The organism is Nostoc favosum CHAB5714 (assembly GCF_020829495.1).
Lineage (GTDB): Bacteria > Cyanobacteriota > Cyanobacteriia > Cyanobacteriales > Nostocaceae > Nostoc > Nostoc favosum.
On record NZ_JAIVFQ010000081.1, the window covers coordinates 1 to 18,738 of the forward strand.

The 18,738-nt window shown below is 40.6% G+C and carries 21 protein-coding genes and 1 pseudogene; 11 read left to right on the top strand and 11 right to left on the bottom strand.

Going from position 1 to position 18,738, the window contains the following annotated elements; genetic code table 11:
• On the bottom strand, positions 1-378 hold a 378-nt coding region (locus LC586_RS30915), incomplete at its 3' end, for a reverse transcriptase domain-containing protein (RefSeq protein WP_267921759.1).
• Between the two features lie 211 nt (positions 379-589).
• On the bottom strand, positions 590-733 hold the full coding sequence (locus tag LC586_RS30920; protein ID WP_229489184.1) for a hypothetical protein: 144 nt from the start codon (positions 731-733) through the stop codon (positions 590-592).
• A 54-nt stretch (positions 734-787) separates the two neighbouring features.
• Here LC586_RS30920 and LC586_RS30925 point away from each other — a divergent pair, with 54 nt between their 5' ends.
• The 5 genes and pseudogenes from LC586_RS30925 to LC586_RS30945 all read left to right on the top strand — a co-directional run bounded on the left by LC586_RS30925 (position 788) and on the right by LC586_RS30945 (position 8,324).
• A complete protein-coding gene (locus LC586_RS30925) occupies positions 788-1,330 on the top strand; it encodes a GNAT family N-acetyltransferase (RefSeq protein ID WP_229489187.1) in 543 nt (180 codons plus the stop codon).
• Between the two features lie 57 nt (positions 1,331-1,387).
• Complete coding sequence (locus LC586_RS30930) at positions 1,388-3,019, top strand: dolichyl-phosphate-mannose--protein mannosyltransferase (RefSeq protein ID WP_229489191.1); 1,632 nt, start codon at positions 1,388-1,390, stop codon at positions 3,017-3,019.
• Between the two features lie 599 nt (positions 3,020-3,618).
• Positions 3,619-3,915: pseudogene (locus LC586_RS30935) on the top strand (GAF domain-containing protein); the annotation flags it as partial.
• A gap of 1,060 nt (positions 3,916-4,975) precedes the next feature.
• Positions 4,976-5,701, top strand: coding sequence for a helix-turn-helix domain-containing protein (locus tag LC586_RS30940; RefSeq protein ID WP_229489194.1), 726 nt, complete (start codon positions 4,976-4,978; stop codon positions 5,699-5,701).
• Positions 5,595-8,324 carry a peptidase domain-containing ABC transporter gene (locus tag LC586_RS30945; RefSeq protein WP_229489197.1) on the top strand — a complete coding sequence of 910 codons (2,730 nt, stop codon included), beginning with the start codon at positions 5,595-5,597 and terminating at the stop codon, positions 8,322-8,324. Before LC586_RS30940 ends, LC586_RS30945 begins: the two co-directional genes overlap by 107 nt.
• A gap of 89 nt (positions 8,325-8,413) precedes the next feature.
• On the opposite strand, the gene LC586_RS30950 is transcribed toward LC586_RS30945, so the two are convergent.
• Positions 8,414-8,677, bottom strand: a complete 264-nt coding sequence (locus tag LC586_RS30950) for a hypothetical protein (RefSeq protein WP_229489200.1) — start codon at positions 8,675-8,677, stop codon at positions 8,414-8,416.
• A gap of 20 nt (positions 8,678-8,697) precedes the next feature.
• Between LC586_RS30950 and LC586_RS30955 the strand changes: the two genes are divergently transcribed.
• Positions 8,698-10,221, top strand: coding sequence for a beta-barrel domain-containing protein (locus tag LC586_RS30955; RefSeq protein ID WP_229489202.1), 1,524 nt, complete (start codon positions 8,698-8,700; stop codon positions 10,219-10,221).
• A gap of 137 nt (positions 10,222-10,358) precedes the next feature.
• Entirely contained in the window at positions 10,359-11,078 is a 720-nt protein-coding gene (locus LC586_RS30960; protein WP_229489204.1) for a foldase protein PrsA, read from the top strand.
• A 258-nt stretch (positions 11,079-11,336) separates the two neighbouring features.
• Here the strand turns inward: LC586_RS30960 and LC586_RS30965 are convergent, their stop codons facing one another.
• Together LC586_RS30965 and LC586_RS40895 are read right to left on the bottom strand one after the other, a co-directional pair.
• The gene (locus LC586_RS30965) at positions 11,337-11,516 is read right to left on the bottom strand and encodes a hypothetical protein (protein WP_229489206.1); all 180 of its coding nucleotides are present in this window, start codon (positions 11,514-11,516) and stop codon (positions 11,337-11,339) included.
• A gap of 384 nt (positions 11,517-11,900) precedes the next feature.
• Positions 11,901-12,029 carry a hypothetical protein gene (locus tag LC586_RS40895; protein ID WP_267921760.1) on the bottom strand — a complete coding sequence of 43 codons (129 nt, stop codon included), beginning with the start codon at positions 12,027-12,029 and terminating at the stop codon, positions 11,901-11,903.
• Positions 12,030-12,200: 171 nt separating this feature from the next.
• On the opposite strand from LC586_RS40895, the gene LC586_RS30970 reads away from it, so the two are divergent.
• From LC586_RS30970 to LC586_RS30985, 4 genes are all read left to right on the top strand, one after another.
• Positions 12,201-12,353, top strand: a complete 153-nt coding sequence (locus LC586_RS30970) for a hypothetical protein (protein WP_229489207.1) — start codon at positions 12,201-12,203, stop codon at positions 12,351-12,353.
• Positions 12,353-12,736 carry a hypothetical protein gene (locus LC586_RS30975; RefSeq protein ID WP_229489209.1) on the top strand — a complete coding sequence of 128 codons (384 nt, stop codon included), beginning with the start codon at positions 12,353-12,355 and terminating at the stop codon, positions 12,734-12,736. Before LC586_RS30970 ends, LC586_RS30975 begins: the two co-directional genes overlap by 1 nt.
• A gap of 94 nt (positions 12,737-12,830) precedes the next feature.
• Complete coding sequence (locus LC586_RS30980) at positions 12,831-13,271, top strand: PIN domain-containing protein (protein WP_229489210.1); 441 nt, start codon at positions 12,831-12,833, stop codon at positions 13,269-13,271.
• A complete protein-coding gene (locus tag LC586_RS30985) occupies positions 13,261-13,467 on the top strand; it encodes a hypothetical protein (RefSeq protein ID WP_229489212.1) in 207 nt (68 codons plus the stop codon). The genes LC586_RS30980 and LC586_RS30985 overlap by 11 nt, the downstream gene beginning before the upstream one ends.
• Before the next feature lie 145 nt (positions 13,468-13,612).
• On the opposite strand, the gene LC586_RS30990 is transcribed toward LC586_RS30985, so the two are convergent.
• The 6 genes from LC586_RS30990 to LC586_RS31015 form a co-directional block, all read right to left on the bottom strand.
• Positions 13,613-14,713 carry a T3SS effector HopA1 family protein gene (locus tag LC586_RS30990; RefSeq protein ID WP_229489214.1) on the bottom strand — a complete coding sequence of 367 codons (1,101 nt, stop codon included), beginning with the start codon at positions 14,711-14,713 and terminating at the stop codon, positions 13,613-13,615.
• Between the two features lie 26 nt (positions 14,714-14,739).
• Positions 14,740-15,900, bottom strand: coding sequence for a phosphotransferase family protein (locus LC586_RS30995; protein WP_229489215.1), 1,161 nt, complete (start codon positions 15,898-15,900; stop codon positions 14,740-14,742).
• Positions 15,901-16,223: 323 nt separating this feature from the next.
• Complete coding sequence (locus LC586_RS31000; RefSeq protein WP_229489216.1) at positions 16,224-16,403, bottom strand: hypothetical protein; 180 nt, start codon at positions 16,401-16,403, stop codon at positions 16,224-16,226.
• Positions 16,404-16,424: 21 nt separating this feature from the next.
• A complete protein-coding gene (locus LC586_RS31005) occupies positions 16,425-17,687 on the bottom strand; it encodes a nif11-class peptide radical SAM maturase 3 (protein WP_229489218.1) in 1,263 nt (420 codons plus the stop codon).
• 93 nt (positions 17,688-17,780) lie between these two features.
• On the bottom strand, positions 17,781-18,128 hold the full coding sequence (locus LC586_RS31010; RefSeq protein ID WP_229489219.1) for a Nif11-like leader peptide family natural product precursor: 348 nt from the start codon (positions 18,126-18,128) through the stop codon (positions 17,781-17,783).
• Positions 18,129-18,317: 189 nt separating this feature from the next.
• Positions 18,318-18,701 carry a Nif11-like leader peptide family natural product precursor gene (locus LC586_RS31015; protein ID WP_229489221.1) on the bottom strand — a complete coding sequence of 128 codons (384 nt, stop codon included), beginning with the start codon at positions 18,699-18,701 and terminating at the stop codon, positions 18,318-18,320.
• Between the last annotated feature and the right edge of the window lie 37 nt (positions 18,702-18,738).

Consider the following 18,738-nt stretch of genomic DNA (forward strand, 5'->3'; position numbering starts at 1 on the left):
TGCAAGTAATGGTGAAATAACACCACCTTGCGGTGTACCCGTCGCGCGAGTACGCGCGCCCGCTTCGCTAACAGATGTAGCAGTAAACGCCCCAGAGTCTATGACTCCAGATTTTAGCCAAGCTTTTATTTGTTGCCTGACTTTTCCTCTGATATTGAGTTTCTGGAGTAGGGCTACGTGGTTTATGCAATCAAAACATTTAGCTATATCCGCATCTAGTACAAATTTCGCCTGGTTTTGGATACAGAGTTTGATGTGTTTAATTGCATCGTGGCAAGACCTTCCTGGTCTAAAGCCGTAGGAATTTGGTTCAAAAACCGCCTCCCATTCAGGCTCTAGTGCAGATTTGACTACGGCTTGTACTGCACGGTCGTACATGGTGGGGACAGTAGGACTTGGTTTATTGTGAGGTAGGTTATTATTTTGGTGTAAACCTTTGTCCCCCCGTTGCCTCTCTAGTTTTCTTAGCTTGTGGCTCGACTAGATTTCCTCACCTACATGGATAATGAGTTGTCATTTGTTGAGGATTAAAGTGCGAACTCAACCCAGGATGGGTTACCCAACAAAAGCCAGCCATCCCTAAGTATTACTACTTGTTTTTGACTGAACGAATCGCACTACCGCCGCAGGCATCGCATAACCAACGGTAGTTGAACTTCTGGATAATTGCCCATAACATAGCGATCGCCATATTTTGTTTGTGTAATTGTCTACAAAACTTTTGACTGCTCAACCATAAGTATCTTAGTATTTTGCAGAATGGCGATTTATTTTAGCCAAAAGCAAGATGACAAATCTTTTGGAAACCGAACGCTTGATCATTCGCAGTTGGATACCCGAAAGCGATGCCGAACAAGCGTTTGCAATTTACAGTGATCCTGAAGTTACGCACTTTCTTGGTAAATCTTCTCGCGTCACAAGTATTGAGTCACAGCGTCAGCGCTTGATTGAAGGTATCGAGCGAATGCACCAACGCAACAATGGTACTGGATCTTGGGCAATTTTTGAAAAGGAAAGTACAACAATTGTGGGAACTATCCTTCTCAAACAATTGCCCGACAAAGATGGTTTACCCACTCAAGATTATGAGGTAGGCTGGCACTTGAGGCGAGCTTCTTGGGGTAAAGGGTATGCAACAGAAGCAGGACGAGTTATGCTCAACTACGGATTTAGTGTCCTGAACTTGCCAGTGATTTATGCCGTAGTGAAGCCAGAAAATCATGCTTCAATCCGTGTAACAGAACGATTGGGTATGAAGCCAATAGGGCGGACAAACAAGTATTACGGTATTGAACTACTCCTGTTCCAACTAGATGCACCTGAAGAGTAGAGGGGGAGCAGGGAGCAGGGAGCAGGGGGAGAAAGAATAACTAATGACTAATGACTAATGACTAAAAAGTGGTTCCGAATTGGGATGGTGAGTGTATTTCTTTTCTCACTCGCCTTGAGGTTTTGGGGGCTGGAGCGATTTAACACTCTGGTATTTGATGAAGTTTACTTTGCAAAATTTGGTAATAATTATCTCACGCATACGCCATTTTTTAATGCTCATCCGCCGCTGAGTCAATATATGATCGGCATTGGCATTTGGATTGGCAGTCACATTCCTTTTTGGCACGATACGGTAAATGGGCTGACAGGATCATTGCGATCGCCTTGGACTTATCGGTGGTTTAATGCCCTTACCGGCTCATTTATCCCTTTAGTTGTAGCTGCGATCGCTTATCACTTGAGTTATCGTCGTAGCTTTGCAATCCTTGCAGGTTTGTTTACAGCTTGTGATGGCATCTTTCTAGTTGAGTCTCGCTATGCTTTAAGTAATATTTATATCGTCATCTTTGGTTTGTTAGGGCACTGGTTTTTATTATTGGCATTAGATAACCAAAATCGGCGACGTTCTTTTTGGTTAGTTTTTGCTGGCATTGCTTTTGGTGCGTCAGTCGGTACCAAGTGGAATGGTTTATGGTTCCTCTCAGGTGCTTATCTCATTTGGATAGCAGCTTGGGTAATCCATTTGATACATTCTTTTCTTAATTCCAAACTCTTTTTTACATACCCTTCATTGAAGGAATCAGGAATCAGCAGTCAGGAATCAGCAGTCAGCAGTCAGCAGTCAGCAGTCAGCAGTCAGGAATTAAGTGTTAGTACTTATTCTCCCCCATCCCCCCCATCTCCCTCATCCCCCTCATCCCCCTCATCCCCCTCATCCCCCTCATCCCCCTCATCACCCTCATCATCCTCATCTGAGACACCACTACAAAACCTAACTCAGCTAAATATTTTTCACATGCTGTTTTATCTAGGAATTATCCCAGCTTTGATTTACAGCATTATCTGGATTCCTCACCTTCAACTAGATAAAACTTATGGATTTATTGCAGTACATCAGCAAATTTTGAAGTTTCACCTACAGCTAGGTGGCAATAGCCCTAACGTGCATCCTTACTGTGCTGCCTGGTACAAATGGCCGTTGATGACTCGACCAATGGCATATTATTATCAAACGGCTGAAAGTATCACTGAACCGTTACCTGTGATGGGGCCGCCTTTGCCTGCCAATGCTGGACAAGTTATTTATGATGTCCATGCAATGGGCAATCCATTTTTGTGGTGGTTTGGTGTCGCTGCTATGTTGTTTTTAGTAGGGATGCTGGTGTCACAACCCGTAATTTCTTGGGTGAAAGAAAAGCGTTTTTCAGTACCTGCAACTCTGGGTGTTGATACTTGGATTGCCTTGTATTTAGTTATAAATTATGCTGCTAACTTATTACCTTGGGTAAAAGTGACAAGGTGCGTTTTTATATACCACTATATGTGTGCAGTGGTGTTTATATTTTTAGCGATCGCTTGGTTTGTTGATCAGTGTCTTCGCAGTTATTATCAACAACTCCGGGCGCTAGGTGTCACCATTACTTTTATCATTCTGGCTGCTTTTATTTTCTGGATGCCCATCTATTTGGGTTTACCCCTCTCACCTCACGATTATAAGCTGCGAATGTGGTTCAACTCTTGGATTTGATTGAAGGGGCATGGAGCATTTGAAGAATAATAACTCCTAACTCCTAATACCATTTCTTTGTGAGGCTGCGCCAAACCCTTCTAACTTCTTTCTTTCTTTCTTTCTTTCTTTCTTTCTTTCTTTGTGTCCTTTGCGTCCTTTGCGGTTCGTTTTTCTTTATTCTTTTTTCTTTTTTGTATTTATATATGGTTTAGCGCATCTTCATACAGAATTGGTATAACTCCTAATACCATTTCTTTGTGAGGCTGCGCTAAACCCTTTTAACTATTTTCATACAGAATTGGTATAACTTATTCCTAAAGTTAACATAAGTGAGTTTGATAGATTATAGTCTGCCTAACTAGGCATAACAAAAAGACCTCTAAGAAGGTTTTACTACGCAAAACCGTCCCTCTCCGATTCGGAGAGGGTTCAAGGCAGGGAGAGGTTTGTTGAACTCACGTTAACATAGCTACACACATACAGAATTATTTAATCAGATGGTTTTCACATTTCTTATCGCTATGTAACTTTAACGGCTGTTAGACTTTTCAAAGCGCAAGCAGATGAGACTAAGGCTGCAAAACGCAACACCAGGGCATGGAAAATTAGATACTAAAACGGAATTTGACAGGGTAATGCTATATAAATTCGATGATGATGGGCATGGTTCCGTTGTTGCTGAAGAAAAATTAGAAAGCCTAGAACCATACTTAGGGCTGCATTACCCAGAGTCAGATATTCCCAAACCAGCGAGAAAATTATTTGCTGCTAATTCGATCAGAATCATCCCCGATTCTTATTCTCAGCCAGTCAAGCTTTTTCCTGTCAATAATCCAATTAGCGATCGCCCGATTAATTTAACCAACTCTATTCTCAGAAGTGCTGCTTCCTGTCATACAGAGTACTTGCAAGACCAACCACCAAGTCGAGCAATAATTCAAGTAGCCTAAGCTTGGGCTTGAAGAGGATAAGGATTTTGTTGAAATGAGCGTCTAACGCATCACTAGATAGCACGATGCGTTAGGTTAAAGCCGTAATGCACTCTATTTTATCTGTGAAAATTTAAACGTTTGCAACAAATGCTTTTCCATATATAAGAAAGGCTTAAGTATTTCTTGCAAATGTATAATCAGTTGCAGCAATCGCTTAATACTTTGCAACAAATGCTTTTCCATATATAAGAAAGGCTTAAGTATTTCTTGCAAATGTATAATCAGTTGCAGCAATTGCTCAATACTTTGCAACAATTACTCTGACATATATAAGAAAGGCTTAAATCATTGCAACAATTGTTGTAATGAACTTATGAATTGATTTGCTACCGGAAATCTCAAAATAATCTAAGGGACTTCCAAGTAAAAAAATATTCCATTGCTATTGTTCACTGTTGACCGTTGATATCATGTCCGCATAAATAGTTACGCTAACCACAGTCATTACACCCCACCCCCAACCCCTCCCCGCAAGCGGGGAGGGGAGACAAAGCGACGATTGTCGGGGTGGGGTTCTTCGGGTTTAATAAGTAATCAAGCGGACATGATATGACGGTTCACGAGTTTTCAGTCAACAGTCAACAGTCAACGACTTTAAGTGGAATAATTTATTTTTTGAAAGTTCCTTAAAGCAATTTTCACCCGTGGTAACGGCGATTCCGTTATCACTTCTTTTTTCTCTGCTCACTAGAAATTTATCTTTACAAAGACGTTACTAAAATTTAGCAACTATTTTCGGAATTTATAAATTGGATTTGTAGCCTAACTTATATCTACAAAAGCAATATTCAACAAAAATTGTCAGAAACATCACTTAACTAAATTATTTTTTGCATAAAAACAAAACTAAATGGTGATAAGTACTACAGTTGCAAAAAATAATTTTTTTGCAATGTTTCTACTTAATCTTAGAGATAATTGCCAGATTATGAATCGTTCATAAGATATTCGTGTGTCCAGAAACCTAGTTAATAATACGTATATGTCCGATTGCAATACTAAAATTGAAACAAGATATATAAAAGTAACTACTGCTAAGTACTTAACATCATTTCAGCGTAAATTGCTGCTAGTAAGTTTAGAAAAAGATTTACCTGAATCTTACCGACAACGTATTGAAATCATGTTGTTGGCAGATGAGGGAAAATCCCAAACAGAAATTTGTCAAATTTTGGGGTGTTGTCCAGCAACAGCAAGGCATTGGATGCACATAGCCCGGACAGGGATGGCGCACCAATGGCAAGATTGCCCTATTGGTCGCCCGAAGGCAATAAATGACGAGTATTTAGAACGTTTAAAAGAACTGATTAAAAGTAGTCCCCGCGATCATGGCTATGCTTTTCGGCGGTGGACAACAAACTGGCTAGGGAAACATCTAGCGAAAGAATTTGGGATTGAGGTGAGCGATCGCCATATTAAGCGACTGCTCAAACAGATGGGATTATCCACACTACCAAAACCCAGCAATTCTGAAGCAAACAGTAATGAGCAGGCTAAGAGTTCCAAAATCTTCATTAGTGACCTGAAATCGGCAGCTATTCCAGATGATTCCGAATTTTTGTCTTTGAACTTCGCAAAATTAGGAAACGATTCAGACATTTATGGCGCAAGATATATCCGCTCAGTTGGTTTCTCTAGAACAGTTCAACAATACTCTGGGTTATTCTCTTTCGACAGAGGAATTTCAACAATGTCTTCAACAAGTTAAGTTTATCAACCCGAAAGTCGGCAAATTCTGGCAAGGAACTGATGCTCAACCAGGAATCTATATTGCGATCGCTGGTAAGGTCAGGTTGCTAGATAACGCCGATGAGTTAATCGCCACTGTAGAGGCAGGTGACTCATTTGGGGAATTTACCTTGTTGAAGGAGGTTGACTTTAGACCTTACACTGCAAGGGCTTCAGTCAACTTACAACTATGCTTTGTTCCAGGTGAAGTGCTATGGCCATTAATGGCTAAATATCCTCAAATTCGGAAGCATTTGTGGGCTAAGGCGCGATCGCGTAACCCCCAACAGGTGGACTCGGATAACACTCCAGTACTGCCATCTGACTCAAAACGGCTGCATGAAACGAAGATTTTGTCAACGCCAGCAGTAAAGCCACGCGAGAAAAAGATTAGCAAAGCCTATTTTCCCAACTCCACGCAGCGAGCGGGGCATTTATTACAGCGTGTGATTCGGCGCTATCCGTTTTTTGCCCAACAGAGTGGATCAGATTGCGGTGCAGCTTGTTTAGTGATGGTGTCTCGTTATTGGGGGAAAAACTTTAGTGTCAATCGCCTGCGGGATATCGCCAATGTTGACCGCAATGGCTCATCACTGCGGGGGTTATCGGCGGCGGCGGAAAGTATTGGTTTTTCCACGCGACCTGTTAAGGCGAGTCTTGACCAATTAGCGAAGCAAAAATTGCCTGCGATCGCCCATTGGGAGGGCAAACATTACATTGTTGTCTACGAAATTACGCCCAAACACGTCATTGTAGCCGACCCCGCCATTGGGCAATGCAGCCTCAGCCACGCCGAATTTAAAGCCAACTGGACTGGTTACACATTGCTGCTGCAACCGACGGCTATGCTAAAGGATACCAAAGAGACTTCTACTCCTTTTTGGCAATTCTTTGAATTAATGAAGCCTCACTCCTTAGTGATGCTGGAAGTGTTTGTCGCTTCCTTATTTATCCAAATTTTTGGACTTGTTACTCCCCTATTCACGCAGTTAATTTTAGACCGCGTAGTGGTGCAGCGTTCTGAACTAACCTTAACGGCGGTGGGGTTAGGGTTACTAATTTTTAGTTTATTCCGTGTGGCGATGACAGGGTTGCGGCAATATCTGTTAGATCACACGGCGAATAAGCTCGATTTAGCACTAATTGTAGGATTTATTCGCCATACTCTGCGGCTACCCTTGAGTTACTTTGAGTCCCGTTATGTGGGGGATATTATCTCTCGTGTACAGGAAAACCGCAAAATTCAACGCTTTCTCTCCGGTGAGGCGTTATCCATCCTGCTGGATTTAGTCACTGTCTTTATCTATTTAGGATTGATGTTTTGGTACAGTTGGCAAATGGCGTTGCTAGTATTGGTGATTGTACCGCCTTTTTTCCTGCTGGCATTGATTGCCACACCTTTTTTACAAAAGATTTCTAGAGAAATATTTAATGCTGTTGCTAATGAAAGCAGCTATCTGATTGAAGCCCTTTCTGGTGTGCGAACAGTTAAATCCACAGCAGTAGAACAGACAGTGCGTTGGCATTGGGAAGAGTTATTAAGTAAAGAAGTAAAAACTAACTTTTCCGGACAAATTATCAGCAATCGCTTGCAAATATTCAGCAACACAATTGAAGCAGTGGTAACTACCATCTTGCTGTGGTTTGGGGCATACCAAGTAATTCACAACCAGCTAACCATTGGGCAATTGGTAGCATTTAATATGTTGCTGGGAAATATTATTAGACCCTTCCAACGATTAACAGTTTTGTGGAATCAATTGCAAGAAGTGGTGATTGCCGTGGAACGCATTAATGATGTGTTAGATGCGGAACCAGAAGAGGATTTGCAGCATCAGGCGCGGCAATCTTTACCACCCATTCAAGGTAACATTCGCTTTGACAACGTGACATTTCGCTATCACCCTGAAGGCGATATCAATATTTTAGAAAATCTCAGTTTTGAAATACATAGTGGGCAAATGGTTGCCCTGGTGGGACGGAGTGGTTCAGGGAAAACCACGATTTCTAAGCTGGTTTTGGGGTTATATCCCCCCACAGATGGCAAAGTGTTGATTGATGGACAGGATATTAGCAGTCTTTCATTGCGTTCTCTACGCGAACAAGTTGGCGTAGTTGACCAAGATACCTTTTTGTTTGGCGGAACGATTCGGGAAAATATTAGCTTGGCACATCCTGGGGCAACTTTGGCAGAGATTATTGAGGCGGCGCGATTGGCGGGTGCTGATGAGTTTATTAAAAAGTTGCCTATGGGTTATGAAACCCAGATAGGTGAAGGAGGAGGGATGTTATCTGGAGGACAGCGACAAAGAATTGCGATCGCTAAAGCATTGTTAGGCAATCCCAAGCTGTTGATTTTGGATGAAGCGACTTCCCATCTGGATGCAGAGTCAGAAAGGATTATTCAGACAAATTTAAACACAATTCTCAAAGGCAGAACCACCTTAGTAATTGCCCATCGCCTTTCAACTGTGCGGAATGCAGATTTGATTTTAGTCCTGGATCGGGGCGTCTTAATTGAGAGTGGCACTCACCAAGAGTTGATGGCGAAGCGGGGACATTATTTTTATCTCAATCATCAGCAGATGGATGTTGCGGGGTGAAAAAAGAGGACAAGGAGGCAAGGAGAATTGGGGGCAAGGGGAAGAGGACAAGGATGACTCGAGACAATAGACCTTTTGTATGAATCAAATTATGAACAGCCATAACACCATTTATTTGTGCGGCTGCACCAAATTTTCTTTCTTTCTTTCTTTCTTTCTTTCTTTCTTTCTTTCTTTCTTTCTTTCTTTCTTTCTTTCTTTCTTTCTTTCTTTCTTTCTTTCTTTCTTTCTTTCTTTCTTTCTTTCTTTGTGTCCTTCGCGCCTTTGCGGTTCGTTCCTCTTTTCAAATATTTATGCAAGAGGTCTAATTTTCTTGTCCCCTTGTCACCCCACTCCCCACCCCCAAAATTCAAAATTGACATCAGGAAAAATCATGCCAAACACATTAAATGGAAGGATTCAAACCCAAATCTATGAGGTAGAACAGGGCAAGGAAATTTTTAGAGAGCAAACACCAGCCATATCAACTGATGATTGGGCTTACGCAACCAAGGATTTACTTGATAGCTTGCCCCAAGTTTGGACAAGGGGATTGCTGTATTTTTTGGTGGTATTTGTGTCGATCATTTTACCTTGGGCGATGCTATCTAAGGTGGATGAAACGGGTACGGCAAGAGGGCGACTTGAGCCAAAGGGAAAGACGGTTAGGTTGGATGCTGCTGTGGCAGGTACTGTTGCCGAAATTCGGGTAAAGGAGGGTGATTCGGTTAAAGTTGGGCAGACTTTATTGGTATTGGAATCGGAATTAGTTAAGGCAGAATTGCGGCAGGCACAGGAAAAATTGGAGGGACAATTAAATCGACTTTCTCAGTTAAATTCATCTAAAAGTCAGTTAGTCGTATCTTTGACAACTCAACAGCAACAAAATCAATCTCAACAGTTAGAAAAGCAGGCTCAGATTGACCAAGCGCGACAGAATATGAATGCTCTGAGGAATTCTTATGATTTACAAAAAGACGAAAAATTAGCTCAAGTCAATCAAGCACGGCAAACTCTTGAGCATAGTCAAACAGCTAATAAGTTAGTAAACAGTAGTTTAGCGAGTACCGAGCGGGAAGTTGAACGTTATCGCAGTCTTTGGCAGTCAGGAGTTGTTCCAGAAATTAATGTTGTGCAAAAGCAAGATATAGCTAAAGATAAGCAACAGTTATACGAACAAAATAAGTCAGATATTCAGCAGGCTAAACTACGTTTGCTAGAACAACAGAGCAGTTATGAGCGGACTATTCGGCAAGCAAATGCAGATATTCAACAGGCACTATTGCGATTGAAAGAACAAGAAAGGAGTTATCAGACGTTGACTCGTTCTGGTAAGTTAGCTGTACTAAAAATTGATGAACAACAGAAGAATTTGGAGACAGAAATTACTACGCTTCAGGCAGAAATTGCTCAAAGTAAGAGTCAGATTGTCTCGTTAAAGTTTCAGTTAGGACAACGAGAGTTAAGAGCCACCGTCAATGGTAGAGTGTTTCAGTTACCGATACAACGGGCTGGCTCTGTAGTGCAGCCGGGAGCAATGATTGCGGAGATTGCACCCCAAGGTTCGCCTCTAATAATTCGGGCACAAATGGCGACAACGGAGAGTGGTTTTTTGCGAAAAGCGTTGCCAGTAAAGCTAAAGTTTGATGCTTATCCGTTTCAGGATTACGGAATAGTGGAAGGAGAATTGTTAGAGATTTCTCCTACTACCATAGAGGTGGAAACATCTAATGGAAAGGTGGCAGCTTATGACTTAGAAATTGCCTTAAAACAAAATTGTATTCCCTCGGCTAATAAATGTATTGCCCTGCGTCCTGGGGATACGGCGACAGCTGAGGTAATTGTGCGCCAGCGTCGGATTATTGATTTTCTGCTTGACCCGTTTAAGCAGTTGCAACAGGGTGGGGTGAAATTGTAGAAAACCCAACCCCCTTCCCTACGTCTAAAGGACATGGGAATTGAGAATGTAGAGACTTTACATGTAATATCTCTACATCCAGCTAATAAGTCATGCTCTCATGTTTAATTTTGCTAACCAAATTTAGGATAAATATCATGTCACAACCTATCACCATTACTAACGAAGAGATTCTTCACCAAGTTAAGATATCTTGTAAAATTCCTGAGATAGTTGAACAGATTGTTACTCGCAAGGTGATTATAGAGGCTGCTGAGGAAGCTGGGATAAAAGTGGAGGTTGAGGAACTTCAGAAAGCAGCAGACCAAATACGGTTAGCCAATAAACTCGATAGTGCTGATGATACCTGGAACTGGTTAGAGAAACATGGTTTGTCTATAGATGATTTTGAAGAAATCGCTGACATTAGTCTCATTTCTGGGAAGTTAGCTAATCATCTTTTCGCTGATAAAGTTGAACCCTCTTTCTTTGAAAACCAACTAGATTATGTTGGCGTGGTGATGTATGAAATTGTTCTGGATGATGAAGATTTAGCCATAGAACTCTTCTATGCGATTAAGGAAGGTGAGATAAGTTTCTATGATGTTGCTCACAAATACATTCAGGATACAGAATTACGCCGAAAAGGTGGATATTTGGGAATAGTGTGTCGCCAAGATTTAAAACCAGAGATTTCTACTGCTGTTTTTGCTGCTAAACCGCCACAGGTTATTAAACCGATAGTGACTTCTAAGGGAGTACACTTGATTTTAGTAGAGGAACTGATTCAACCAGACCTAAATGAAAAATTCCGCAAAAATATCATTTCAAACTTATTTTATCAGTGGCTTAACCAACAAATTGAACAGTTAAAATAAGTAAGTTAACCTAATTACAGATCAAATATTTTGATGGTGGTAGTAGCCATCAAATGCTATAGACCCAGATTGGGTTTTTGCAGAGTAGTGTACTACAGAATTTTTAATTTTTTTTAGGTTTAACTAAGTAGATCACTGTACTAGTCAATTTATATTTCGACTTTACTATCCAGATGGTTTTGTTTAACTAAAAAATACCTGCATCTTCAGCAAACTGAGATGCAGGTATTTTTTAGTTAAACTCTGAAAAGAGTCAATCTACAGCAATCCCTTAGAAACTGCATAACCAACAACAAAACCAGCAACAAACAACGTCGGAGTGATACCACCTTTAGTGATATCCAGTTCGGTATCGTTCAAATCACTCATAAAGCTTTCAGAACCATCGAACAATTCAGCACCAGCAGGACGTAGATTAGAGATGACAATGTTAGCCATTGTGAAATTACTCCTAAGTAAAATTTTTCTAGTTGGAATTAGACTTTTAATTTTTCTATTCCATAGATATAATAATGTTTTATTTAATTTATTATTTCAAGGTTTGTATCACTAAAGACTGTGCCATAAATAATGCATTTATAGCTTTGTTTGTTGCAAAAGTGACTACGTGATTTTTGTCAAAATAAAAATTTTATATTTATTTGCATAAAACACCCTATATTTTATGACATATATAAAACATTTATGACCTTTTTTATTCTTAATTGCTTACTTGGTTAACACAAATTAGAAAAAACAATAAAAAATCAGTCCAAGAATCCTCTTAGACTGAACGATAAAAATTTAGGGCTATTTCATTCTGGCGTAGCAGCAAACCCCATGCTATTCGCTACAATCTGTGTCACTCAGGTAAGATGTGTCACAAACTACGCGATCGCTTTCCACAGCCGCTCTTAAATCTACTCTCTGGTCAATCCCTGACAGTCGCAAACACTCTGCGTTGGCATCCAAACTCTAGGCTGATCAACAGATATTAAATGGTTCCATTGCCAAAAATGCGTAGGCGTTGGCGTAGCCTCTCCAAGAGTTGCCCGTCGTAGACATCGCATCAATTAAGTCAATTTCATGAGTTTGATATACTCATATTGTACTTACCAAGCTGATTCCTAGTTATGAGGTAACATGACCACGCCGATATCATCTAATGCAGAAACGGTAGAAACCAAGCGACAGAACTTCAACATTACTCCAGAACAAGAAGCAAAACTCAACTGGCTACGTGATGCGATCGCAGCTCCTAATACCAAAGAAACAATCTGCGTTCCATCGATCTAATGGTTACTCTCAAGCGCCAGATGCGTCCAGGCACTCAACTGTTTCTCCATACCCCAGAAGGGCAAGTCCGCCTACTTATCCCAGAACTTGAATCTCCCCAAACAGGCGACTGGCAATATCTGGTGGAACGCCCTCACCCTTGGCGGCGGCAACTTTACATCAAAGGGCGAAAACTACTTGCCTCGACTGTGTGGCAGGATATGATTGCTAACCAGATGTCAATAGAAGAGGCAGCAGATAATTGGAACCTCCCCCTTGCTGCGATCGAGGAAGCTATTCACTATTGCCAAAGTCACCAAGAACTCTTGAAGCTTGAAGCAGAAGAGAAGCGTTACCGCCTCGAACAACAAGGAGTCTCCCTTGAGCCTAAAACTACTCATTGATGAAGACTCCCAGGCAAAACGTTTAGTTAATTTGTTATGGAGTGCTGATCATGATGTTAGTTAAAGAAGCCGAGAAAGTATTAGACGCGGTGACATGACCAAAGTTTATTTAGACACAAGTATTTATAACCGCCCCTTTGATGACCAAACACAGCCAAAAGTATTTCTAGAAACACAAGCTGTCATCTTAATTTTACAAATGGTCGAAGCAAAATTAATAGAATTAGTTAGTTCTTCAGTTCTAGAATATGAAAATAGCCGTAACCCATTGACTGTAAACCAACAGTCAATGGAGCGATACTTACAAATAGCTACATTGAGAGTATTACTAGATGAAAATATTAGAGGGAGAGCAAAACAACTAGAACAACAAGGGATTAAAGCCATTGATGCTCTCCACGTTGCTTGTGCCGAAGCTTCTCAAAGTGATTATTTTATCACTTGCGATAAAAGATTAATCAATCGCTGTCAAGGTTTAACACTCAAAGCAATTAACCCCACTGATTTTATTTTGGAGATAGAAGATGACAATTAAAGTTATTAACGAACAGCAAAACTTACAAGAAGTAATACAAGTTTTACTGACACATTTAGAGCCATCCAAGGTGATGAAATTTTGGGCAGCTTGTAAATTAGGCAAAGGTGATTATTTACAACTAAAAGAAAAGCTATTTGCTCAAGATAATGTTGATAGTTTGTATGAAAAAATTAAAGCCTATCAAGATATGTAATGAAACATAGATGAGTCATTCTGAACGGAACGGAGTGTAGTGTTCGCGCAGCGTCTCGTAGAGAAGAATCTCACAATATGTTTCATTTCGCTTAAATGACACATTTAGGATTTATGCAAGAGGGTCTATTCTTTTCCGGAGATGTCTAATAAATATCTTCTGAATTGGCATTAAGATATGAACGATGTAATTCGATTCCCAAAGAAGAAAATTGTTCACAGATAGCCTGCATTCGCCCTTCAGTTGAGTTATCTTCTTGATACCAAACTGTCAGCAACCCATTCGCCACAAGCTGACAGCGATTCATGCCAAAACTTTCTTGAACAGCAAATTTTTGGTCTGGTTCTTCTGCCAACCCCAACCCTAGTGCTAGTTGTTTGGTAAATAAAGGAATTTCTGACTTAAAATGCAATTGGTGTTCTTGATAAACAGTTTTTAAGACTTGCCTAACAACTTCATAGTCTCTCTTGTCAAAGTAAAGCACCCCTGAATCGTAGCGTTGGTATTCTTTGGGATTGTACAAAACCTTAAAGCTGAAGGGAATTGCTAACTCATTCAGTCCTTGTGTTAAATTCCTCATCACTGCCACAGCACCTTCAGGAGTTACATTGATATAAATTCGTACAATTACAGGCTGAATTTTCACATCTTCAATACGACTAAAGCCTGCATTGCCAACGGCCATGTAAAAGCCATTTTGTACTCGATTCTTTGGCATCCGAATAGCGACAGAATCACCTACCACAGCTGCCACTTCAGTAGGTTGAAGATGGTTATTCCGTTCAATATGCAGTCTCAAACCGCCTTTAGTCACGGCTAAACTGCCATCACTTTCTTCTCTCAAAACAAACCAACCAGGGTCAAAGTAGCCGTCTCCAAAATTACTTTCATGCAATCGCTTATAAAATCCCATATCTACCCCTAAAACAGTATTATTCTCCAAATCTAGGGGCAAACCATTTTCTTTCCTATCTAGTGCCAACGTACTTTGCATAGAACCGTTGTAATAGATACCGTAAAGAAAACTTCGCAATTGTAGACTCAGATATTTCTGTTGCATCTGAGTTGGCATCTTCTGAAAACGTTCAACTGCCTCAGATGGTAATTCTAAAGATTTGTAATCTGGATGGTGGATGGAGAAATCAGATTTTATCTCAATCTTCCGAACAATGTCTTGCAGAACATCTAGTAATTGCCCAGCTAAACCAGTTTCTACCTGAGTTTGAAAAGAATTTAATAATTGCATAACTACTTTAGTAATAACAAAATGATTTAAACAGTAAAACTACTCAGGTGAGTTAATTCAACAGCAGCAGCACCAAAAATTGTTGGCATCGATTGTACAGGACGAGTTAATAACGTCTTAGCAACCTGAAGCATAGCAATCCCCATATTGCCAAAAGATTTTTGATATTGAATCATCGCCTGAATCTGTTGAATCAAAGCAAAACCCGTAAATTGCACCACCCTCTGCAAAAAATCAGGGCGGTGTTTTAGAATTTCTGGAAAAGTGTTTAAATAAGCTTGAGTTAATGTAGCAATTGAAGGCTGAAGTAGTTCTAAAGGTGTTATTGCCAAGCGTAGAGATTCTTCAATACTCAAAGAATTACTGATAACCAAGCTAGTAAGCCAGATTTGTACATAGCTGCCAAGAAGTGTTCCCAAATCAAAAGCTGGATCTCCCCAAGCCGAGCGTTCCCAATCAATTAGCCGGACAATATTATTACTGGAATTCTGCCAATCTTTGTACAGAAGAATATTATTTAGTTTCAAATCATTGTGAGTGAGACAAGAGGGTGTTACAGCATTACCCAATTCAGCGATCGCCTGCCCCAAGCTATCATAACGTTGATATAGAGCAAAAAACTTTAACCCATCGCCAGGAACTAGACCAAAAATTTCCGGTTCAACCCGTTCTAATCCCCGAACTAAATGTGATACTTGATCAGCCATTAAATTATCTGAATTTTTAGAAAAGAATTCCTGATATTCTTGGCGGTTGAAAGTATCACGATGGATAGTCCCTAAAATATTACCAATTGCCGTAGCGATTTCTGTAGGAAAGCTATTTTCCTTGGTGTAGAAATCCATTAAATCCCGATAATCATCCAGATATCTAAAGACAATAATGGAATTCTCGGCATCAAAATGCAGTACCTCTGGCAAAAATAAGCGGTAGTTGTCAAAGTTTGGAAATCGTTGTAAAAATTCTTGAATTCGCCACTCACTTAAAAATTCACCAGCCGCTTTCCCTTCCTGATTGTGTCGTTCTTGTTTAACAAGAAGCTTGCGATCGCCTGACAAAGTAACTAATAAATTAAAATTTTTAGCTGCAATTGGTTCTACCTGACTGGGTGGTTGGTTGGAGTGATTACATAAACCATCTGCAACTAAATAATCGAAAACATTATGAGAATTTAATAAAAATGTCATAAGCTCTGAATGGATGAACTATCTATTATTTGTATGCCACCATAAAATCATTATTTTTTGGTAACAGTTGATTACGATAGCAAGAAAAGTTTGATGCCACTATAATCAGTAAACCAAGTTTCCGAGAATATGCGATGTCTACGACGGGCTTTGCCTACGCGTTTTTATTGTGTAAGGGATTTCCAAGAAATAAATTACGAACCACTCCAGACGCAGAGAACACAGAGAGAGGAGAAATAGAGGGGGTTTTTGCGTCAGTTTTGGGATATTTTTTTATTTGGAAGTCCCTAATCAACCTTAAGTAATTTATGGATATAATCTAACTAGTTTTCAATTCTCAAAATACCTGCTTCTTTTTCGATGCGGTCTAAAGCTTTCTTCACCCGAAAAATAACTCTCAAATAAGCTAGTTGACTATTCCAAGGTGAACGAGGTAATAGGATTGGTTGAGAGTCAGTAACAGTTGTATTTTCTGAAGGGATATCAGTAGAGATATTATTCATAGAAATGGTATTTTGCAGTTTTTAATTACTAGAACTAACTAAAGATGATGCTAGATTTGGTTCTTCTTCCCAACCTTCTGGCCATTGAATGCGATCGCTAGTAAAATGAAGTGGATCGTTTTCAGGCCAAGGGGTATTAATCGGTTCCTCAATCAAAGCAAACTCGCCGTTATCAAAGGGATTCCCATCTGCACGACGCTGGAGATATACGCGCTCCCGAATACCGCCTTTTTCCTGAGTCAGGGCGCGATGATGACAGTAAGGATTATTACCTCTCTTATCAAAGAAAACGTGAGCAGTCCAACTGCAACCACCACGACAAAGTTCGGCAAATTCGCAAGACTTACAGAAACCCCACAAATGTTCTGTTCCTTTGGGAGTACCAGCCCCCAAATTAAACCGCAGTTCCTCGGTTTCTTCAATAATTGTCCGCAGTGAATAGTCGCGGATGTTACCTCCAGTGTAGGCGGTAGTAGGGAGTGAGGGACAACCTTTAATCGCACCATCTGCTTCAATGCCTAAAGCAGACAATCCAGCGCTACATCCCTGCCAAAACGACCAAGCATCCCCTCCGCGCAACAGTCGCTCATAAGGCCCGTAATAGCCGATATTATTTCCCGGTTGTACCTGCACTCCTTCTCGCTTTGCCCGTTGAGCAACACGAGCAATCATAGGATATACATCTAGTAATTCATAAGGTTGCAGCAGAATCTCACTATTATCTGCTGCATTTCCCATCGGTACAGTCAACTGAATTTGCCAAGCGAAGATGCCGGCATCGCGGAGATGCTCGTAAATACGAGGAAATTCTGGTGCAGAGAGACGATTGATTTGAGTGTTGCAGCCGAAAGGAATTCCTGCTTCCTTGAGATTGCTCATGGTCTTAAATGCCCATTGCCACGAGCCTTGTCTACCACGGATGCGATCGTGAGTTGCTTCTAAGCCATCAACTGAGACAGATACCACGCTAATTCCAGCTTCCTTCATCCGGCGTGCTGTCTCCAGAGTGATACCATAACCCCCAGTGGTCATACCACATAACATCCCAGCTTGGGTAATTGCTTGGGCAATCTCCAGCCAATCAGGACGCAGAAATGCTTCACCACCAATTATGGTTACTTCAGTGATTCCCACTTCCGCCATTTGTCTAACTAAATCAAGGGCTTCTGCTGTAGAAAGTTCATTCGCCCTTGTATGACCAGCACGAGAACCGCAGTGCTGGCAAGCTAGATTACACTTTAATGTAATTTCCCAAACTGCATAACTAATTCGGCGATAAGTCATTAAAATACCCTCTATTAAGTTATCTGCAAAGGGACGGATATATCTTTATCCGTCCCCAAAAATCTGAACTGTCATTTAAGCAACAGAGGTTTCCTAACTTATGTCATCTATCCGAATAACTCCATACAGCAGTTGGTAGGGTGGCCAAACAGGAAGTCCATATAGCCCTGGTATACTAGTAGGCTTCCCAGTAATTGATGAATCGCCACCAAAAACGGCTTCTAGTTCTTTTTGATTTAAATCCTTGAGTTCACCGTCGCCAGCAGTTGACTCCAACAATTGAGCCGTATATTCTTCAAACTCTTCTTGGGTGAAATCATAGCCAGCGTCTTTGACAACTTGGCTACATTCATCCTTACTTGTAACCCCTTGCATTTGATTACGAAAAGCTTCATCACTTGCTAGCCTTGCATAAAAGGCTTGAACATTTTCTACAGACATAATTTTCTCCCGAAATTCCTGAAATTACTATCTATCAAAACAGCTAACTTATACCCAAACTGGTCTTGGAGGTTTAGGTCGAACAACTACTCCATAAATTGGCTGGATGTATGGTCTGAAATCGGAACTAATTCCACCAAAAACAGCAGTTCAAGAACAGCTTGCTTCCTTCATTCTTAAAAATACTAATTAGGCAGTCCCGGAAATATCTGACTGAATAACTCCATAAGCAAGCTGGGAACCAGGTGGCTTATGTGGACAATCAATAGGTGGCCAAACAGGAAGTCCATATATCGGCTGTGCTACTATAATATCCTTCGCCGGAATTGATGAAGCCCCACCAAAAACGGCTTCTAGTTCTTTTTCATTTAAATCCTTGAGTTCATCTTCGCCAGCAGTTGACTCCAACAATTGAGCCGTATATTCTTCAAACTCATCCTGAGTGAAATCGTAGCCAGCACTTTTAACAACTTGGCTATATTCATCTTTACTTGTCACTCCTTGAATTTGAGCGCGAAAAGCTTCATCATTTGCTAGCTTTGCATAAAAGGCTTGAACATTTTCTAGGGACATAATTTTCTCCTGAAATTATTTAACTACAGACGTAGCT

Excerpts from the sequence above, each read along its gene's own strand:
- LC586_RS30925 (WP_229489187.1), top strand. The coding sequence starts at position 788 with ATGACAAATCTTTTGGAAACCGAACGCTTGATCATTCGCAGTTGGATA.
- LC586_RS30930 (WP_229489191.1), top strand. The coding sequence starts at position 1,388 with ATGACTAAAAAGTGGTTCCGAATTGGGATGGTGAGTGTATTTCTTTTC.
- LC586_RS30940 (WP_229489194.1), top strand. The coding sequence starts at position 4,976 with ATGTCCGATTGCAATACTAAAATTGAAACAAGATATATAAAAGTAACT.
- LC586_RS30945 (WP_229489197.1), top strand. The coding sequence starts at position 5,595 with ATGGCGCAAGATATATCCGCTCAGTTGGTTTCTCTAGAACAGTTCAAC.
- LC586_RS30955 (WP_229489202.1), top strand. The coding sequence starts at position 8,698 with ATGCCAAACACATTAAATGGAAGGATTCAAACCCAAATCTATGAGGTA.
- LC586_RS30960 (WP_229489204.1), top strand. The coding sequence starts at position 10,359 with ATGTCACAACCTATCACCATTACTAACGAAGAGATTCTTCACCAAGTT.
- LC586_RS30965 (WP_229489206.1), bottom strand. The coding sequence starts at position 11,516 with ATGGCTAACATTGTCATCTCTAATCTACGTCCTGCTGGTGCTGAATTG.
- LC586_RS30970 (WP_229489207.1), top strand. The coding sequence starts at position 12,201 with ATGACCACGCCGATATCATCTAATGCAGAAACGGTAGAAACCAAGCGA.
- LC586_RS30975 (WP_229489209.1), top strand. The coding sequence starts at position 12,353 with ATGGTTACTCTCAAGCGCCAGATGCGTCCAGGCACTCAACTGTTTCTC.
- LC586_RS30980 (WP_229489210.1), top strand. The coding sequence starts at position 12,831 with ATGACCAAAGTTTATTTAGACACAAGTATTTATAACCGCCCCTTTGAT.
- LC586_RS30985 (WP_229489212.1), top strand. The coding sequence starts at position 13,261 with ATGACAATTAAAGTTATTAACGAACAGCAAAACTTACAAGAAGTAATA.
- LC586_RS30990 (WP_229489214.1), bottom strand. The coding sequence starts at position 14,713 with ATGCAATTATTAAATTCTTTTCAAACTCAGGTAGAAACTGGTTTAGCT.
- LC586_RS30995 (WP_229489215.1), bottom strand. The coding sequence starts at position 15,900 with ATGACATTTTTATTAAATTCTCATAATGTTTTCGATTATTTAGTTGCA.
- LC586_RS31000 (WP_229489216.1), bottom strand. The coding sequence starts at position 16,403 with ATGAATAATATCTCTACTGATATCCCTTCAGAAAATACAACTGTTACT.
- LC586_RS31005 (WP_229489218.1), bottom strand. The coding sequence starts at position 17,687 with ATGACTTATCGCCGAATTAGTTATGCAGTTTGGGAAATTACATTAAAG.
- LC586_RS31010 (WP_229489219.1), bottom strand. The coding sequence starts at position 18,128 with ATGTCTGTAGAAAATGTTCAAGCCTTTTATGCAAGGCTAGCAAGTGAT.
- LC586_RS31015 (WP_229489221.1), bottom strand. The coding sequence starts at position 18,701 with ATGTCCCTAGAAAATGTTCAAGCCTTTTATGCAAAGCTAGCAAATGAT.